Source organism: Kurthia sp. YJT4, from assembly GCF_030219945.1.
Taxonomy (GTDB): Bacteria; Bacillota; Bacilli; order Bacillales_A; family Planococcaceae; genus Kurthia; species Kurthia gibsonii.
In genome coordinates this window covers 1314303-1330516 of sequence record NZ_CP126689.1, presented here as the reverse complement: position 1 = coordinate 1330516, position 16214 = coordinate 1314303, and the positions used below count along the sequence as shown (strand labels likewise).

The following is a 16214-nucleotide window of genomic DNA, read 5'->3' as shown; positions in this document are numbered from 1 at the left end:
TCCTCCTTTACTCAATTACCTATCTTAATTTCATTTCCATCAGGCAATATAAATGCCTGCTCAAACCTGACGCCCAGTACATCTGCGATGGCTTTCAACTCATCCAAGGTTACCGTTTCCCGTTTTAATTTTTTATTGAAATTCTGTGGAGTCTGGCCAATACGTCTAGCAAGTTCGGAAACACTTATATTCATTTGCTCACACAGTTCTTTAATCATTTCTGCCGTAGTCATACAGCACCTCCAAGTTTACGCTAAGAATATTATAAACCATTTAGTTGATAAACACAATAGTTATTAAAATATTATTATAATCAGCAAGCAAAAGAAAACCCACAACTCTACTGTAGAGTCATGGGCTATTTACTTCTGGTTTTCATATTTCCATTTCGAAGCCAGATTTGAAGGCTATGACGAAGTGGTCTTCATAGACTGTAACGCTCTGGATTATCTTCCTTACAAGCTTATCATCATATTCTAAGGTGCGGAATTTGTTCTTGCGGATAAATTCAATCAGCTCATTGATTCGCTCGTTCTCGCCACTGAGGGAGGCATCTTCTACTAAAAGGATCTGTCGCTTGTCTCTCAGCTCATCAATCTCATCTGCTAGATGTTCATAATCTTGACCCTTATTAGCCAGCTTGATTAGTTCTTTTTGTTTTTCCTCTAGTGAGTTGTTAATCTCTGAAATTTGGTATTCTGTCGTTTCGCCAATCACAGCATGAATATTCTCTTCCAGTGTCTTTATCATATTGTTCCCACCTGCAAGTAGCTTATTAATCGCAGTCATTACTGCACCATAAAGTTCATCTTCTTTTACGGTTCGGTTCTTACAAACTTCAGGACCTTGCTCGATTCTAGTCACGCATCGCCAGACAAATTCTTTTCTTCCGTGGATATTCCAATAGACCCGTCTATAAATATCGCCACAATCTCCACAGAAGGTGATGGCACTTAAAGCGTACTTGCTACTGTAAATTCTTTTGTTCTTGCCTTCTCCTGTGTAGATATTGCTTCTCCGATGAATTTCTTCTTGCGCCTGCAAAAATAACTCTTTAGGAATAATCGCTTCATGGCTATTTTCAACATAATATTGGGGAACATGCCCTTCATTTTTCACTCGTTTCTTGGTCAGAAAATCTACTGTGACAGTCTTTTGCAGAAGGGCATCTCCGATGTATTTTTCGTTTTGAAGTATCTTCTTAACTGATTCTGGTCGCCATCTTGGTTTTCCCGCTGCTGTTAAAATACCATCCTTTTCAAGGGCTCGACCAATGCCCACTAGACTCTGACCCTCAAGGTATTCTCGGTAGATGCGTTTGATAATCTCAGCTTCTTCGGGGACAATAGTTAAATTTCCATCTTCATCTTTCGTGTAGCCCATAAATCGCTTATGGTTGACCTGCACCTTTCCTTGTTGGTATCGGTACTTGTAGCCCAAGCTTAACGTTTTGTGAAAGGCTCTGGCTTTCCTGCTGTGCCAAAGATGCCATAATAGTCAGCAAAACCTCACCTTTGGCATCCGTGGTGTTGATGTTCTCTTTCTCAAAATAAACTGATATGTTCTTATCCTTGAGCTGTCTAATGTATTGAAGGCAGTCTAGGGTGTTACGCGCAAATCGGCTGATGGATTTTGTAATAACCATGTCGATGTTACCGTCCATACACTCTGCAATCATGCGATTAAATTCGTCACGCTTTTTAGTGTTCGTACCAGAGATACCATCATCTGCAAAGATGCCAGCAAACTCCCATTCATTATTTTTCTTTATAAACTCTGTATAGTGTGAGACCTGAACCTCATAGCTAGAATTTTGTTCTTCTGTTTCTGTAGAAACACGGCAATAGGCAGCAACACGAAGTTTCTTTATCTTTTCTTTTGCGGCTGTACTTCCTACTCTTTTACGAGCAGGAATAACCATTATATTTTTCTCTGTCACTTTATTCCTCGCTTTCTATCAGACTGTATAAGTATTCTGCTCGTTCAAAAGGATCCACTGGCATCTTATTATCTGCCTTTTTCATTTTGAATCGTTCTTTGGGAGGGGGAGAAAGCGGCAAGCTCTACCACTCGTCCTAAATCCTTTGCACGTTTATCTCTAACTTCTTCAGCTTTATCAAATATCTCTTTATCAATAATTGCTGGATACGTATCATTTCCAAGGTAGTTGACGTTTTTCAAAATGCGCCCCATCACAGAATGTGTCTTTTCAATACCTGCCTGTTCGCCAGCCACTGTAAGGGATAGTCCTGATATGTATTTCTCAAAGAATACCTTTACTTGACCTGCTGCCTTTTCATCGACAGTAACCACTCCATCTTGAATTTTGTATCCATATGGAATATATGCCATTTATCTCATCACCTTTTCTTTCAGGGAAAGACCGCATTTCAAATTGAATGTCAGCTCATCCCTGGAATTTACAATGATGTTCACTACAAATTCTTCAAATAGTTCTTCCGTGTAGTCACCATTAAAATTATCTGCTGACACATAATTAATGAGGTCCTTTATCTCGTTTGCTCGCAAAACCCCACTCGCAGAGTTCGTTACCAGGTTTGTTTTTTCGGTAGTAAGATTTTTAATCTCACTATCTAAAACATTTCGTTCCTGATTAAAAAGAGCAGGTTCTAGGAAACCTTTGGACATCAGTGCAATAAGGGTATTGCGTTCTTCCAATAGTTGCTCCATTAGCTTATCAATAGCGTCCATTCTTTCACGGTCGCTTTCTTCATCGATTTGGCTAACTGACTTGAAAAGTGGTTCTAGGATTAGCTTATGACTGAAAGCAAGCTTATTCATCATGGTTGTCAATGTGGCTTTGATTTCCCCATCTCGCAAAAACAACATGGAGCAACTTTCTTTATCTTCGATACTATCTCAACATGTGTCGTGGATAAGGTAAGTATGTAAAATGGTATGTGGAACATAGTGATTTGCTGTAAATGATTTGCTAACTACTTTAGTTCTTTATACAAAGTATAAATCGGATATTTTATTATTTTTTCTTTTATATCTTCTGAGATTAGGTCAAAGTATTTGTCCGCTAAATCAGAAAGGGGTTCTTTTTTCATCACCTAATGGGTGATGAAGCAGAATACTTTAAAGACTATTAAATCAATGTTAGGAAAGACTATTAGTAAAACTATGAATTATTCAGGGTATATATAAAATAAATTCACTTTTTTGACATTTTTTCATAAAAAAAGCATAAACTTAAAGAAATTTATGCTTTATTATATAATCTATATGTTAATTTCTTTCCATTCATTCGATAATTGTCTCATCATATGCGCCACTTGTTGTTCGTTACATCCATACGTCGCATACTTCCTTACTTCTTCATTTCCACCTACACAAACAGATATTTTTGCCTCTTCTAACATACGACAATCATTTTGATCATTACCAAATGCAATATATGTACCTGGCAGAATACCGAGCTGCTTTAGTCCTGCTTCTTTTGTGATACCACAAGGACTAATATCTAAAATACCTTCTTTTTGATGTCGATGGATGACACAATCCATTGCTTCTAATGATTGAAAAATCATCTCATCTTCTGTAAATAGCACACACTTTACCCAATCACTCAATTGCTGTCTCTCTTTATTCTCAGCAAGCTTGAGTGAATCAAGCTGTGTATAGATTGGATGTGTGTTTGAACCTGTAAAACTATAATCCTATGCACTATCCATTAAATACATGAGACGATGCTCTTCAATAAGTTCGTCTATTTTTTCACGCACTTCTTTCGAAAAAGCATGCACTTCTACTTTTTCACCATTAAAAATAAATGCCCCGTTCCCACCAATCATCCAATGATGCCAATAATACTTCGGTAAGACTGGGTACATATCACGAATCGGGCGTGCAGAAGCAAAAACAACCTCATGATCATCTTCTTCCAACTGTTCAAATGCAGCCAAAATATCCGTTTGTAGAGGTTGTCCTTTAAAACAAATCGTACCATCTAAATCAAATACAAATGCAGTCATGTTAAATAGCTCTCCATTAATTGTTTTATTTTACGAATCATTTCGATATTAATTGGCTGATGAAAACTTTTCCCAAAACGTACGCCCGAGCCTACATGAATATTCGTTACACCAATTTCAAGTAATTGTGCTACATTCGTTGGGTCAATTCCTGAAGCTGCTAAAATATGCATTCGTTCATGCGATGTTTCATAAAGTAATGCCTCTATTTGTATTAGATTATCAAGCGCTGTCCCTGGACCACCTGAAGTTAGAACCTGCTTAATTTGTGGGTATTTTTTTAATTGGCGTAACGCCTCAATTTGATCTTCCACTTCATCAAATGCACGGTGAAACGTCACATTGAGTCCTTCACAGTGGGGCAGTAAATCTTGTAATAGAATGTTATCGATGAAGTTTTCTTTCGTTAATCCACCTAGTACGACACCGCGCGCACCAAATAATTGAATGACACGTAAATCGTCTAACATAACTGAAAAATCTTCGACGGTATAATGATAGCTATTACTATGTGGTCGTAACATCACATGTACAGGAATACTTACTGCACTAATCACATTTTTAATCTTGCCTAGACTGGGTGTAATGCCCCCTTCTTCCATGGAAATACACAGCTCTAGACGGTCAGCCCCTCCTGCTTCTGCAATAATTGCATCTTCTACGGTTGTCACAATCACTTCTAGCACATTCTTCATCCTTTCGCGAGTTCTTTTAAACGCTTTTTCGCTTCTTCATCACCATGTAATGCGGCTCTTTGATACCATATTTTCGCTTTTTTTAAATCAATTGGTGTACCTATACCCGATTCATAGCAAAAACCGACGTTATACTCGCCATAAGGATCTTGCAAATCTGCTGCTTTTTGATACCAACTAAGTGCACGTTCCCCATCATCTTCTGCGAATGCCTCGTGTCCTAGTTTATTAATCGCAAAAACATCACCATGTAGCGCCGATTGATGATACCAATAAGCCGAATGTTCTTCATCTTTTAGAACACCTCGCCCGTGATGGTATAAATAGCCAAGTGTGTACATGGACTCCTTCACACCTAATTTGGCAGCTTCTTTAAAAATTTCTGCCGCTTTTGCGTCGTCTTGTTCCACATATTCACCACGTAAATACATGTCTGCTAAATTATTTACAGCATCTGGGTAACCAAGCTGCGAAGCGTGTAAATATGCTTCGTACGTTACTTTTAAATCATGTTCAATAACGCGACCTAAAAAGGCATAATTCCCATGCCAATAGTAAGCTTCTCCTACTTCTAATTGCATACCAATCGCATACCAATCATACGCAGCTTCATATAATTCTTGGTCTTGATAGTACTTAGCCAACTGCATCATCGCTTCTGAATTTCCAGCAATCGCCTGCGCATAGATAGTAACGAGCGATTCTTCTATGACATATGGGAAATCTGTCTCCTTTTCCGCCATTAAAAATTCTTCAATGGCAATGTCTAGGTCTTGCCAAAAAATCTTTTCTGTCTCATTCGTTGTCTCTGTTACAGCTTCTAATTGCGCAAGTAATAGTGACAATGTATGATATGCGACCACATTAAATTGACGCATATATGCAATCATCGCTTGTTTATTTTTTTCTTCATAATACTGAGCTAATTCTGGATGCCCAGCTTCTCTTAGTTGTTCCGTCAGTGACACGTAATTCGTCACTCCTTCTCTATTATTCAACCAATAGTTGATTTTTTTAATCAAATATAAATATAAGTCGTTCGATTTTCCCCTTTTTTAGTTTTATACTTTATGTAAAGGAGCTGATCATATGTTTGATTTATCAAATCGCTTAGTAACGCTACGAAAAAAAGAACGCAAAACCCAACAAGATGTCGCACATTATGTGGGTGTATCAACTGCAGCTGTTTCAAAGTGGGAAACGAATCAGAGTTATCCCGATTTGTCGGTACTCCCAAAACTCGCTACGTATTTTAATTGTTCGATTGATGACTTACTCGGTTATGAACCGCAAATGTCAAAAGAACACATCCAACAATTATATATGCGCCTAGCCAATGATTTTCAACAAAAACCATTTGATGAGGTATATGCTGAAATTCAAAACATTATTAAAGAATACTATGCTTGTTTCCCTTTATTAATGCAAATTTCTGTCTTACTACTTAATTATACCCAATTAGCAGGGGAACGCACGAAAGAAATTTTATCATTAGCTGAATCGCTCTGTATTCGCATTCAACAACAATCAAGCGACCTACGTCTGTTACAACTTTGTCGTTCATTACAAGCGCAAATTGCACTCATTAAAAACGAACCACAACAAGTCATTGCACTCTTTGGCGAGGAGGTAGAAGCCTATGCGGGGAATGATTTAGTGCTTGCAAGTGCCTATTTACAATTACAACAAAGTGACAAGGCAGAAGAAACGTATCAAATTTCATTATTTCAAAAAATCGTGAGTAATGTCTTTATTCTCGCAAATTATTTACAAATGCAATTACAAGATGAAGAACGTTTTCAAGAGACGGTTGAACGCGGCTTTGGCTTAATTCGTTTATTCCAGCTTGATACGCTTCATATCAATTCATGTATTTCTATGTATATTGGTGCAGCTCAAGGTTATACCATTCAAGGAAAGTTAGATGCTGCTTTTGAAGCTTTACAGCGCTACTTACATGTAATTGAACAAACACCGTTCCCGATTACATTACATGGAGACGATTACTTTAATAAAGTAGATGAATGGCTATTACGCGAACTTGATTTAGGTCAGACAATGCCACGCGATGAAGCCTCTCTACGTCAAAGTCTGCTAGATATTGTTGAAAAAAACCCGATGTTTGAGCCATTAAAACAAGATGCACGTTATCAAGTGCTAGTAAGTAATTTAACACATATGTTAGGAGTGAATGCATAATGGATCAAGTCAGAGAGCTATTACCGATTCTAATTCCACTTATTATTTTAGAATGGACGCTCGCGATTGTTGCACTCGTTCATGTTATTCGCCACCCACACTATCGCTTTGGTAACCGCATCATGTGGATTCTCATCGTATTATTCATCCAGATTATTGGACCAATTGTTTATTTCTTATTCGGACGAGGTGAACGTGATGATTCATATTGATCATATTCATAAAAAGTTTGGTACACATACTGTTTTAAATGATATCTCAATTAAAATAGAAGAAGGTCAAATTTTTGGATTACTTGGACAAAATGGTGCAGGTAAAACAACCTTAATGAAGATTATGCTGGGGTTATTAAAGGCCGATCAGGGAGATGTGCGAATTCTAGGCGAATCTGTACGCTTTGGTAACACACCGACGAATCAACATGTCGGTTACTTACCCGACGTTCCTTCATTCTATCCGTATATGACAGCCTATGAATATTTACTATTTTGTGGTGAAGTTACAGGATTAGATAAAAAAGTACGCGTAGAACGAGCAAAAAGATATTTAGCTTTAGTGGGTCTTCCCTTCAACCGTAAGCGTATTGGTGGATTTTCACGCGGTATGAAGCAACGTCTTGGCATTGCACAGGCACTCATTCACCAACCGAAAGTATTGATCTGTGATGAACCGACTTCCGCACTCGATCCTGTAGGTCGCCGCGAAATGATTGAGATTTTGCAAAAAATTAAACATGAAACCACCGTTATTTTCTCAACGCATATTTTAAGTGATGCCGAGAAAATTTGTGACCGCGTCGCCTTTTTACACAATGGTACGTTCCAATTGAGCGGTAAAGTATCGGATATTTTAAAACAACATCAAAAACCGATTTTACGCGTTGTCGTACAGCAAATGGCTGACGCTGAAAAACTAAAGCCGCTTTTAACGAATGCGACACAGAGCGGTACAACATTCACGATTCCATCGACGAATTTACTTGCAACACAACAACAGATTTTCGAACAATGTATTCAGCAACAGATTGCCATTCAATCCATTGAGATTGAACAATCGACACTCGAAGATGTCTTTTTGGAGGTGATTCAATCATGAATCAAGTATCGGCACTTTTTAAGAAAGAATGGATAGACTTCCTCCGCAACTATAGACTGCTCATTCTAGCAACCGTCTTTTTCATTCTTGCATTTTCTAGTCCTCTCACTGCAAAATTCATGCCTGAAATTTTAGGGAACTTCTTACCAAAAGATGTAGCAGACTCGTTCCCGATACCGACAGCACTCGATTCGTGGCAACAATTCTTTAAAAACTTTTCACAAATCGGCTTATTCGTTTTCGTCCTAATCTTCGGTGCGAGCTTAGCAAATGAGCGCCAACATGGTACACTCGTGATTCCATTAACGAAAGGATTGTCACGTACATCTGTCATACTCGTCAAATCATTATTCTCTATGATCATGTGGACGATTGTTTACGTGTTATCCGTACTTGTCGTTTATGCTTATACAATCTACTACTGGCCGAAAGAAGACGTTCAGCATTTATTCTTATCTGTCTTTTTACTCTGGCTGTTCGGTATTTTCGTCGCTTCCGTCTTAATTTTAGGTAATGTCTTATTCCGCTCATTCTTTGGCACATTATTATTTGCGGTTGGCATTCTCATCGTTCTTTTTATTATTTCACTATTCGAGAAATTAAAAGATCTATCATTCATTCGTCTCATCTCTGAAAATAATTTAGTACTCCAAGGTGAATACGTCTGGTCCGACTATACAGGTGTTCTGATTACAACAAGTATTTGTATAATCGCCTGCCACCTGCTTGCTATTGTTCTCTTTAATCGAAAAGGAATTTAAAAGACAGGCTGGGACAAAACAAGTCACTTCCCATTTTTAGCGTTCGCAACGAAAAACTGGACTCGCGCTATAGCGCGAGTCCAGTTTTTCTTATGCTCATGTGGGATGTGTTTTTTTGCATTTATGTCCCAACCTGTTTTTATATACAGCGAAGTGTATCTCTCCACATAGTTCTGAAGTGTAGCGTTATCACACTAGCTCTACAAAAAATGAGAAACAGCATTTGTTGCCGTTTCTCATTAGAATTATTTATTTTTCAAGTAATTGAATAAAGCCTTTCATTAATCCTGGTAAATCAGGCCATGCATGTCCTGATACAAGATTTCCTTCTGTATGCAGATGTTCTTCAACATATGTTGCACCTGCTGCCTGTACTTCTGGTTTACAAGCGATATAAGCTGTTAGCTCACGTCCCTTAATAACATCTGGAATCACCGCAAAAATTTGTGCCGCGTGACAGACAGCCGCAACTGGTTTGTCTGCTTCAAAGAAATGACGGACAATCTTCGCTACATGGTCATTCAAACGTAAATATTCAGGCGCTCTCCCGCCAGGAATGATTAAACCATCAAATTCATCTGGATTTACATCTTCGAAAGCTGCATTTGCTTCTAAACCATAGCCTGTTTTCTCAACATATGTGTCCATGCCATCAATAAAATCATGAATCACAGTTTGCATCTTTTTCACGCTTGGCGCTGCAATCGTCACATCATACCCTTGCTCTAAACAACGATAATATGGATAGTATACTTCTAAAGCCTCTACTGCATCTCCTGCAATGATTAACACTTTTTTCGACATCTAAATCCACTCCTTTGATTAGTCGTACACTTTTCATATTCGAGCTACAAAAGGAAAATCCTTTATTTTATTGATTATTTTACAAAAGAATTTCATAATTAAGATTATAAAAAGATTGGAGACTCTATTAATGGTTGAACTAAAAAACTTGAACATTGACTTTACACCCAATAAAGAAACGCCTTATTTTCAAACGAATCATCATAAAAGAATAAGATTCATTTTAGATAAACTCACATTAAAAAACTTGAAATCCATTTTAGAAAAAATATTCAAAACTAAATCTATACAAACAATTTTTATTTCTGGTTATATTTTTCAAAATAAAAATATATATGTTAAAACAGGGATTGGAAAAGTCATTCAATTAAAAAATTGGCAAGAAATCACCGAAAATCTATACCACACTCCAGATGGTCGAGTTATTTTAACGAAACTAAAAAAACTAAATTGTACAGATGTATATCATTACTGTTCCTCTATTAAAAAAGGAAATCCTGAATCATATATAGTATTCTATTCTGATGATTTTTTGTTGTATGTAAACTCTGATGTAATCGATATCATTTCAAATAATACAGAAAATATACAAATGTTAAAAAAATCATTTAAACCACTGTACGATACATATTACGAACATAACTAAATGAAGTTCAAAGCATAGATTTACAATATATTTCTAATCAAGTTAATCCTATCTCTAGATCTATATAAAAGAAAAGAATCGTTTACACGATTCTTCTCCTCAACTGCTATTTACTTGTAACTTTCGCTAAGTACGCACGTACAGTCTCTTCCATTTGCAATACAGATTCTTCGCGTTCTGTATCACTTTGAATTTTCGCTTGCGTACGCTCTAACACTTCATCAATGTTTGACTGCGGCACGACAATCACACCGTCCGCATCTCCAAAAATATAATCGCCTGGCTGTACTGCTACCTCTCCAATTGCGACAGGTACTTGTACACGTCCGCCACCATTTTTCACACCCGCAACAGCTGTTGTTCCCTTGCAAAACACCGGAAAGTCTAATGCACGCGCTGCTTCAACATCACGAATGACACCATCAACAACCAGTCCCGCAATGCCTACTGCTTTCATCATACTCATCACGAAATCACCTGCAATTGCACGATTCAAATCGCCTCTCGCATCGACAACGAGTACATCGCCGCGCTCTGCCTGTGCAATCGCTTCTAATACTGCCCCGTTTTCTCCAACAGGTAACTTCACTGTAATCGCTTTACCGAATAACGTGAAATCTTCACGAATTGGGCGAATCCCACCCGCAACGAACCCTTCACCATGTTGTCCGTCACTAATCGCTGTTGTTGGATAGTATACTTTTTGTGTTTGTGTTGTCATGTTAATTTGCTCCTTTTGAAGCTGACCCTATTGTTAGTATATACCATAAAAGAATACTTATGCTAGATTTGAAAGATAAAAAAAGAAGCCGATTCACGAATCGACTCCCTTTTACTATTATGAGTGTGTTGCCATGTCTGAAGCTTTTGCTTTTTCACGACGGCGACCAATGATGTTGAATGGTTTGCCTAGTGGTAAGAATTCAAAACCGAAGTGACGGTTTAGAACATTTACGCCTGCACCGTAGACACTTAATAATCCGATTAATAATTCAGAAATTGCAGCCATATTGTGCATTGAAGTTTCTAAGATACCTAGTGAACTTAATCCTAAACCTAAGAATAAGAAATTGATTAAGAAGAAGATTAAGAATAATACCTTGTTTGTTTCTAATGCACCAATTGTCATGAAAATTGTAAATGCTAAATAGCCTAAATATACAACACCGAGTTGGTGTACATCTAATTGTGAAGCAAGTGTTTCGCCTAACACGCCTGCTTGAATTAACCAGCCACCGCCTACAGCTAACCAGAAGAAGCCATATGCACCGAATGCTGTTGCGCCAAATGTATTTCCTAATTTTGCATCAATCATTGAAGCATATAATTGTGCAAAACCCCCTAAAAAGATTGCCCATGGGAGAACAAAGCCTAATCCCTCTGTCCATTCCAGCTTCTGCGTTGATGCCACCAATGTGACAATCGCTAAACCAAATAGACCGATACCAGATGGATCTGCTGCTGTTACTCGAATATCTTGAACCTGTTTCATGTTCATTCCCCCTACTTTATGTACGTTATTTTCTGTTACAAGTAAAATATAACCGTTTACATCAAAAAAGAACCAATATTTTCATAAATAAGTAAAAGAATTGATTTAATAAGCAAAAAAGGTGCTCAAAACAGAAAATAATAATTTAAAAGAGAAAATTTGCGTTTTATTGTATTGATACAATCATTTTTGTTATAGTACAATAAAGGAATTGTATATTTTTTATGCTATTTTTTTGATATTTCCAGACACATACACGCTTTTCTATCGGCTTACAATATAATCGTAGTTCTTTTGACCATATAAAAAAAACACCCTTGTGTCTTCACAAGAAGGTGTTTTCGTTCATCAAGCTACATCATACTATTTTGTAAATTCTTATAATTCTTTTGAGAAGTATAATAAATCAATCGCTTGAATTCCATTTTCAAAAATCGGTTCTTTATAATTTGAAAAGAAATCATGCTGAATTGAATCTAGGCGATAACCTGCCTTTTGATAAAAAGCGATATTGCTAATAGATGAATTTGCTGTCCCAACTTTCATGATCTGAGCTCCATCGTCGTATAAAATCTTTTCAACGAAGCGTAAAGCTTTTTTCCCAATCCCCTGACCTTGACGCTCTGGAGTTATGGCAATATTCTTCACTTCGGAATAACCGTCGCATTCAATTGTTTGAATAACCCCGACTCTCTCCATCTTTTCTGTGATTTCGAATAGTCTACCTTCATTCAAATATTCTCTAACGACTGCTTCATCCTCATCTGCAAGGATTAATAAATTCAAAAACTTTTCTCTCGCTCCTACAGGTACTTCGAATAGTTGCATATTATCTCACTCCTATCATAAATAGCCTTTAAATACTTAAGTTTTTTCTTCCATCCCCTAAATATTTAAATTCTTATCTATATTGTAGTCTTTTTAGACACATCTGCATACAATCAGTTTTGCATAAATTAGTTCGCTAAGGTAATAATTCTAGAAAAAAATTGAAATTTTATCCATAAATAAGAGATTTTTCATCGTATACAAAAAGGAGCTGCGTACGCAGCTCCTTCGTTATTTTTTCTTTTTCTTCTTTTGGTGTGCCGCATCCCATTCACGTAGATCACGTGCGTAGATGGCTTCATTTGTTAGGCGTTGTAAACCTTTTGTGCCTTCGATTGTTTTTTGCATATATTCTTCATAACGTTCTTTATTACCTTGAAGGTTTGCGACATATGCTTCGATATAATCTTCCATCCAGATGAAGTCTAAATCATGGCTACGCGCCACACCGTATTTACCAGCTTCTGCTTCGTAAATTGCGATATTTAAACGTTTACGTGGACTCGATTTCATCTTTTTAATGATTTCGTACGCATTGACTAAATCCTTTTGGCGAATATAACCTAAAAATTCATAGTCATAAACGGTTTCAGGATTTTTCACTTTCTTTTTCACTAACTCAATCGCTTCTAGTTCGTCTTCTAATGTACCGTCTTTAACCGCAAAGACATACGCAAACATCGGCGAACGTTTTTGAAACTTAATCGCAAATAATGTTAACTTTGTGTTCTTCGTTGATGTCATCGCATACATATAGCCGATTACCAACACGATTGCGGCAATGGTGAAGAACCAAAGTGCTGCCGTTTGTGGTACACCTAGTGCGATTGCACCCATACCAAGTGCTAATACAACGACATAAATAATGATGAAATTTAAAATTCTCATGTGCATTTCCCTACCTATTCATCTCTATACAAATATTCATACTATTCTATAGTACCAACCAAGATTTGTTTGGGCAATTCATAAATGGAGAATGATGTCTAAAAATCTATGCATTGTCAAGAATTCTACACACTCTGCCTACTTGACCATCTTCTAAGCGCACTTTAATACCGTGCGGATGTGATGGGCTATTCGTCAAAATATCTTTGACAACCCCAACTGTTTCTTTTCCTGTGCGCTGATCTTGTTTTAAGACAATCGCCACTGCCAGTCCTTTATGAATCGTATTTCTCTTACGTCCGTCCATTCTAATCTCCCCTTAATAAATGAAATATTCAAACAATTGCGTTGGTTTTCTCAATTGATTACGTTATCATTATATCATGCAAATAACAAAGGAGGAGCAAGAGATGTCACTCGAACGAGCACAACAATACTTTGAACAATTTGATTTAGTAGAGCAGATTCAAACATTTGATGCAAGTACGGCTACTGTACAGGAAGCAGCGCAAGCACTTGGTTGTGAACCTGAACGCATTGCGAAAACTTTATCATTTAACGGGGTAGAACAACCAATTCTAATTGTAGCGGCTGGTGATACGAAAATTGATAACGCGAAATTTAAAGCGACTTTTCAACTAAAGCCTCGCATGCTAAAACCAGAAGAAGTAGAAGAAACAATTGGTCATGCGATTGGTGGGGTTTGTCCATTCGGTATTAATGAGGGTGTACAGGTCTATTTAGATGAATCACTTAAGCGATTCACGACGGTATTCCCAGCTTGCGGTAGTAGTAATTCCGCCATCGAATTAACGATTCCAGAATTAGAACGCTATGCACAAAGTATTAAATGGGTGGACGTATGTAAAAATTGGCGTACATAGGAGATGAAGAAATGAAGATTTTTAAATGATTGACAATGCTTTAAAATGTTAAAGTAACAGCATATGAAATTCTCATATTGCATGCACACACATAGTATTTTAAAAAGTAAAAAAGAGGAATTTCATCATGTATTTGACGAAATTCCTCTTTTTTTATTGTAGTACTTCATTATAAAGCGGTGCGATTTGTTCAATGAAGCGTTTTGCATCTTCTTTTGTTGCGACAGTTAGAAGATATGTGCGACCAACAGGCACTAATTCATATGTGATCCCTGCTTGTTGTAACTTTTCTTCTAACGCTTCTAATGTAATCACTTCATAATGCGTTAAAATACTAATTTCGAGTAAGTCAAATGGTTGACCGTCTGGTGTTGTCGCATAAATTTTTTCGACGTGACCTGTTTGACGATTCGTCAGCATTTGATTCACTTTGAATTTTTGTTCCATTGTCATCAACCTTTTTATTTATAGAGTCATTAGTATGATGCCATAGGAAATGTATTCTGTAAACAAGTGGCTATTTCTTTTGTACGGTAATCGTCCAAGCCGCATCGCCCACTTGTTCAAAATTCGTCACAGTATGCCCTTCTTCTGCTGCCCAGCGTGGAATCGAATCCGTTCCTTGTGTACAATCGAAGCGAATTTCTAACTCCTCACCAGATGTTAATGTTTCAAGTGCCGCCTTCGCTTCTACTAATGGAAATGGACAAACTTGCCCTGCTGTTTCTAATACTTTTACCATGTAAAATTCCCCCTAATTTGTTTGTGCAACAGTTGGTTGTTGCGCTGTTTTTTTAATTGTTGGACGAACGAATACGAAATAAGTCGCTGTCCAAACTCCTAGAATAATGAAACCAAGTGAAATCCAACCTTGCCATGAGAACATCGCTGTTTGTACAAGACCGTTTCCGATTGTACAACCGCCTGCTAAGCTTGCACCGAACCCCATTAATACACCACCACATAGACTAGAAACGATGGTTTTAGGATCGGGTACACGTAGACGGAACTCGCCACTTCCTTTTGCGGCGATATATGAACCAATCAATAAACCAAGTACTAAGAAAACACCCCAGTTAATATACTGTACATCACCTGTTACAGCATATTGCACGATATTGGCAGATGGCGTTGTAATACCTAAACCCGACATGCGACCACTTGCTTCACTGAATACCCATGCTAAAATCGCAATTACACCAATTAGAGAAGCTGTCACATAAGTTGACCAGCGCTTCTCAAATAAAATATGCGCAATGCCTGTTTTTTTCGGCTTTAGTTGTGGAATGAAGATTTTTGGTTTTCGTGCTTCTTTTACAAGAATGAGTGCCACAACACCGATGAAAAAGATAATAAGTACCCACACATTGACACCGAATGTACGTGCAATCGAATTATCACGTACTTGCATACTTTGAAGAGCGTCATGAATTGGTTTGAATGCCCCTGTCTTCATCATGGCACTTGTCAGCATATAAAAAATCAGTGCAATCCAACTACCGACTAATCCTTCCGCTGCGCGATACCATGTACCTGTTGCACAACCTCCTGCTAGAATAATACCAATCCCAAAAATAAATGAGCCAAGTGCTACAGCTACGAATGAATACGTTCCTGCTTCATATACTAATAAATCAAAATGAATGAGTGCATAGACACCGACTGCTTGAATCGCAATCGCAAGTAATAAAGCATTAAACATACGTGTGTTTTTCGTTAAATATAAATCTCGAAAACCACCTGTTAAACAAAAGCGTCCTCTTTGTAAGACGAAACCAAGTAGTGCGCCACATAGTAACCCTGTTCCTACCATTTGAATCATTTTCTCACTCCTTCTTTAACCTAGTATTCCTGTAGGATTAATATAATCTATTTTTCTGAATATTTCAACCTTTATTTTTAAATAAAGTAAAAAAATCCCGAA

General features: G+C 37.4%; 22 protein-coding genes and 1 pseudogene. 6 read left to right on the top strand and 17 right to left on the bottom strand.

The window, feature by feature from the left end; translation table 11 throughout:
- Positions 1-11 precede the first annotated feature (11 nt).
- The 8 genes and pseudogenes from QN089_RS06495 to QN089_RS06465 all read right to left on the bottom strand — a co-directional run bounded on the left by QN089_RS06495 (position 12) and on the right by QN089_RS06465 (position 5661).
- Positions 12-233, bottom strand: coding sequence for a helix-turn-helix domain-containing protein (locus QN089_RS06495; protein ID WP_105137353.1), 222 nt, complete (start codon positions 231-233; stop codon positions 12-14).
- A 142-nt stretch (positions 234-375) separates the two neighbouring features.
- Complete coding sequence (locus tag QN089_RS06490; RefSeq protein WP_481810428.1) at positions 376-1383, bottom strand: recombinase family protein; 1008 nt, start codon at positions 1381-1383, stop codon at positions 376-378.
- Positions 1384-1390: 7 nt separating this feature from the next.
- Positions 1391-1939, bottom strand: a complete 549-nt coding sequence (locus QN089_RS16060; RefSeq protein ID WP_481810427.1) for a recombinase family protein — start codon at positions 1937-1939, stop codon at positions 1391-1393.
- Between the two features lie 68 nt (positions 1940-2007).
- Positions 2008-2352 (bottom strand): recombinase, encoded by a 345-nt coding sequence (locus QN089_RS06485; RefSeq protein WP_481810426.1) that lies wholly within the window; start codon positions 2350-2352, stop codon positions 2008-2010.
- Positions 2353-2850: a DNA recombinase gene (locus QN089_RS06480; protein ID WP_285216291.1), complete on the bottom strand. Its 498-nt coding sequence runs from the start codon at positions 2848-2850 to the stop codon at positions 2353-2355. It abuts the gene before it with no gap.
- A 395-nt stretch (positions 2851-3245) separates the two neighbouring features.
- Positions 3246-3998, bottom strand: a pseudogene (locus QN089_RS06475) (HAD-IIB family hydrolase).
- A complete protein-coding gene (locus tag QN089_RS06470) occupies positions 3995-4684 on the bottom strand; it encodes a copper homeostasis protein CutC (RefSeq protein ID WP_285216290.1) in 690 nt (229 codons plus the stop codon). The pseudogene QN089_RS06475 and the gene QN089_RS06470 overlap by 4 nt, the downstream one beginning before the upstream one ends.
- Positions 4685-4689: 5 nt before the next feature.
- Positions 4690-5661 carry a tetratricopeptide repeat protein gene (locus QN089_RS06465; protein WP_285216289.1) on the bottom strand — a complete coding sequence of 324 codons (972 nt, stop codon included), beginning with the start codon at positions 5659-5661 and terminating at the stop codon, positions 4690-4692.
- A 121-nt stretch (positions 5662-5782) separates the two neighbouring features.
- On the opposite strand from QN089_RS06465, the gene QN089_RS06460 reads away from it, so the two are divergent.
- Genes QN089_RS06460 through QN089_RS06445 form a run of 4 tightly spaced genes read left to right on the top strand, consistent with a single transcriptional unit; the run spans position 5783 to position 8748 of the window.
- The gene (locus QN089_RS06460) at positions 5783-6892 is read left to right on the top strand and encodes a helix-turn-helix domain-containing protein (protein ID WP_285216288.1); all 1110 of its coding nucleotides are present in this window, start codon (positions 5783-5785) and stop codon (positions 6890-6892) included.
- Complete coding sequence (locus QN089_RS06455; RefSeq protein WP_068453720.1) at positions 6892-7104, top strand: PLD nuclease N-terminal domain-containing protein; 213 nt, start codon at positions 6892-6894, stop codon at positions 7102-7104. The genes QN089_RS06460 and QN089_RS06455 overlap by 1 nt, the downstream gene beginning before the upstream one ends.
- The gene (locus QN089_RS06450) at positions 7091-7987 is read left to right on the top strand and encodes an ABC transporter ATP-binding protein (protein WP_087680493.1); all 897 of its coding nucleotides are present in this window, start codon (positions 7091-7093) and stop codon (positions 7985-7987) included. The genes QN089_RS06455 and QN089_RS06450 overlap by 14 nt, the downstream gene beginning before the upstream one ends.
- A complete protein-coding gene (locus tag QN089_RS06445) occupies positions 7984-8748 on the top strand; it encodes an ABC transporter permease (RefSeq protein ID WP_285216287.1) in 765 nt (254 codons plus the stop codon). The genes QN089_RS06450 and QN089_RS06445 overlap by 4 nt, the downstream gene beginning before the upstream one ends.
- 249 nt (positions 8749-8997) lie before the next feature.
- Here the strand turns inward: QN089_RS06445 and QN089_RS06440 are convergent, their stop codons facing one another.
- The gene (locus QN089_RS06440) at positions 8998-9552 is read right to left on the bottom strand and encodes a DJ-1/PfpI family protein (RefSeq protein ID WP_087680495.1); all 555 of its coding nucleotides are present in this window, start codon (positions 9550-9552) and stop codon (positions 8998-9000) included.
- Between the two features lie 130 nt (positions 9553-9682).
- On the opposite strand from QN089_RS06440, the gene QN089_RS06435 reads away from it, so the two are divergent.
- A complete protein-coding gene (locus QN089_RS06435; protein ID WP_285216286.1) occupies positions 9683-10198 on the top strand; it encodes a hypothetical protein in 516 nt (171 codons plus the stop codon).
- A gap of 106 nt (positions 10199-10304) precedes the next feature.
- Here QN089_RS06435 and QN089_RS06430 read toward each other — a convergent pair whose 3' ends face one another.
- The 5 genes from QN089_RS06430 to QN089_RS06410 form a co-directional block, all read right to left on the bottom strand.
- The gene (locus QN089_RS06430) at positions 10305-10919 is read right to left on the bottom strand and encodes an RraA family protein (RefSeq protein WP_285216285.1); all 615 of its coding nucleotides are present in this window, start codon (positions 10917-10919) and stop codon (positions 10305-10307) included.
- A gap of 117 nt (positions 10920-11036) precedes the next feature.
- Positions 11037-11690, bottom strand: a complete 654-nt coding sequence (locus QN089_RS06425) for an acetate uptake transporter (protein WP_068453731.1) — start codon at positions 11688-11690, stop codon at positions 11037-11039.
- 378 nt (positions 11691-12068) lie between these two features.
- Positions 12069-12518, bottom strand: coding sequence for a GNAT family N-acetyltransferase (locus tag QN089_RS06420; RefSeq protein ID WP_285216284.1), 450 nt, complete (start codon positions 12516-12518; stop codon positions 12069-12071).
- A 231-nt stretch (positions 12519-12749) separates the two neighbouring features.
- Positions 12750-13406: a hypothetical protein gene (locus QN089_RS06415; protein ID WP_068453738.1), complete on the bottom strand. Its 657-nt coding sequence runs from the start codon at positions 13404-13406 to the stop codon at positions 12750-12752.
- Between the two features lie 106 nt (positions 13407-13512).
- A complete protein-coding gene (locus QN089_RS06410) occupies positions 13513-13713 on the bottom strand; it encodes a YwbE family protein (RefSeq protein WP_285216283.1) in 201 nt (66 codons plus the stop codon).
- 103 nt (positions 13714-13816) lie between these two features.
- Here QN089_RS06410 and QN089_RS06405 point away from each other — a divergent pair, with 103 nt between their 5' ends.
- Positions 13817-14290 (top strand): YbaK/EbsC family protein, encoded by a 474-nt coding sequence (locus QN089_RS06405; protein WP_285216282.1) that lies wholly within the window; start codon positions 13817-13819, stop codon positions 14288-14290.
- 153 nt (positions 14291-14443) lie between these two features.
- On the opposite strand, the gene QN089_RS06400 is transcribed toward QN089_RS06405, so the two are convergent.
- From QN089_RS06400 to QN089_RS06390, 3 genes are all read right to left on the bottom strand, one after another.
- On the bottom strand, positions 14444-14737 hold the full coding sequence (locus QN089_RS06400) for a hypothetical protein (RefSeq protein ID WP_141273899.1): 294 nt from the start codon (positions 14735-14737) through the stop codon (positions 14444-14446).
- A gap of 70 nt (positions 14738-14807) precedes the next feature.
- Entirely contained in the window at positions 14808-15032 is a 225-nt protein-coding gene (locus tag QN089_RS06395; RefSeq protein ID WP_068453749.1) for a sulfurtransferase TusA family protein, read from the bottom strand.
- A gap of 12 nt (positions 15033-15044) precedes the next feature.
- Positions 15045-16112 carry a YeeE/YedE family protein gene (locus QN089_RS06390; protein ID WP_121177927.1) on the bottom strand — a complete coding sequence of 356 codons (1068 nt, stop codon included), beginning with the start codon at positions 16110-16112 and terminating at the stop codon, positions 15045-15047.
- Positions 16113-16214: the final 102 nt, after the last annotated feature.

Excerpts from the sequence above, each read along its gene's own strand:
- QN089_RS06495 (WP_105137353.1), bottom strand. The coding sequence starts at position 233 with ATGACTACGGCAGAAATGATTAAAGAACTGTGTGAGCAAATGAATATA.
- QN089_RS06490 (WP_481810428.1), bottom strand. The coding sequence starts at position 1,383 with ATGGGCTACACGAAAGATGAAGATGGAAATTTAACTATTGTCCCCGAA.
- QN089_RS06485 (WP_481810426.1), bottom strand. The coding sequence starts at position 2,352 with ATGGCATATATTCCATATGGATACAAAATTCAAGATGGAGTGGTTACT.
- QN089_RS06480 (WP_285216291.1), bottom strand. The coding sequence starts at position 2,850 with ATGTTGTTTTTGCGAGATGGGGAAATCAAAGCCACATTGACAACCATG.
- QN089_RS06460 (WP_285216288.1), top strand. The coding sequence starts at position 5,783 with ATGTTTGATTTATCAAATCGCTTAGTAACGCTACGAAAAAAAGAACGC.
- QN089_RS06455 (WP_068453720.1), top strand. The coding sequence starts at position 6,892 with ATGGATCAAGTCAGAGAGCTATTACCGATTCTAATTCCACTTATTATT.
- QN089_RS06450 (WP_087680493.1), top strand. The coding sequence starts at position 7,091 with ATGATTCATATTGATCATATTCATAAAAAGTTTGGTACACATACTGTT.
- QN089_RS06445 (WP_285216287.1), top strand. The coding sequence starts at position 7,984 with ATGAATCAAGTATCGGCACTTTTTAAGAAAGAATGGATAGACTTCCTC.
- QN089_RS06440 (WP_087680495.1), bottom strand. The coding sequence starts at position 9,552 with ATGTCGAAAAAAGTGTTAATCATTGCAGGAGATGCAGTAGAGGCTTTA.
- QN089_RS06435 (WP_285216286.1), top strand. The coding sequence starts at position 9,683 with ATGGTTGAACTAAAAAACTTGAACATTGACTTTACACCCAATAAAGAA.
- QN089_RS06430 (WP_285216285.1), bottom strand. The coding sequence starts at position 10,919 with ATGACAACACAAACACAAAAAGTATACTATCCAACAACAGCGATTAGT.
- QN089_RS06425 (WP_068453731.1), bottom strand. The coding sequence starts at position 11,690 with ATGAAACAGGTTCAAGATATTCGAGTAACAGCAGCAGATCCATCTGGT.
- QN089_RS06420 (WP_285216284.1), bottom strand. The coding sequence starts at position 12,518 with ATGCAACTATTCGAAGTACCTGTAGGAGCGAGAGAAAAGTTTTTGAAT.
- QN089_RS06415 (WP_068453738.1), bottom strand. The coding sequence starts at position 13,406 with ATGAGAATTTTAAATTTCATCATTATTTATGTCGTTGTATTAGCACTT.
- QN089_RS06410 (WP_285216283.1), bottom strand. The coding sequence starts at position 13,713 with ATGGACGGACGTAAGAGAAATACGATTCATAAAGGACTGGCAGTGGCG.
- QN089_RS06405 (WP_285216282.1), top strand. The coding sequence starts at position 13,817 with ATGTCACTCGAACGAGCACAACAATACTTTGAACAATTTGATTTAGTA.
- QN089_RS06400 (WP_141273899.1), bottom strand. The coding sequence starts at position 14,737 with ATGGAACAAAAATTCAAAGTGAATCAAATGCTGACGAATCGTCAAACA.
- QN089_RS06395 (WP_068453749.1), bottom strand. The coding sequence starts at position 15,032 with ATGGTAAAAGTATTAGAAACAGCAGGGCAAGTTTGTCCATTTCCATTA.
- QN089_RS06390 (WP_121177927.1), bottom strand. The coding sequence starts at position 16,112 with ATGATTCAAATGGTAGGAACAGGGTTACTATGTGGCGCACTACTTGGT.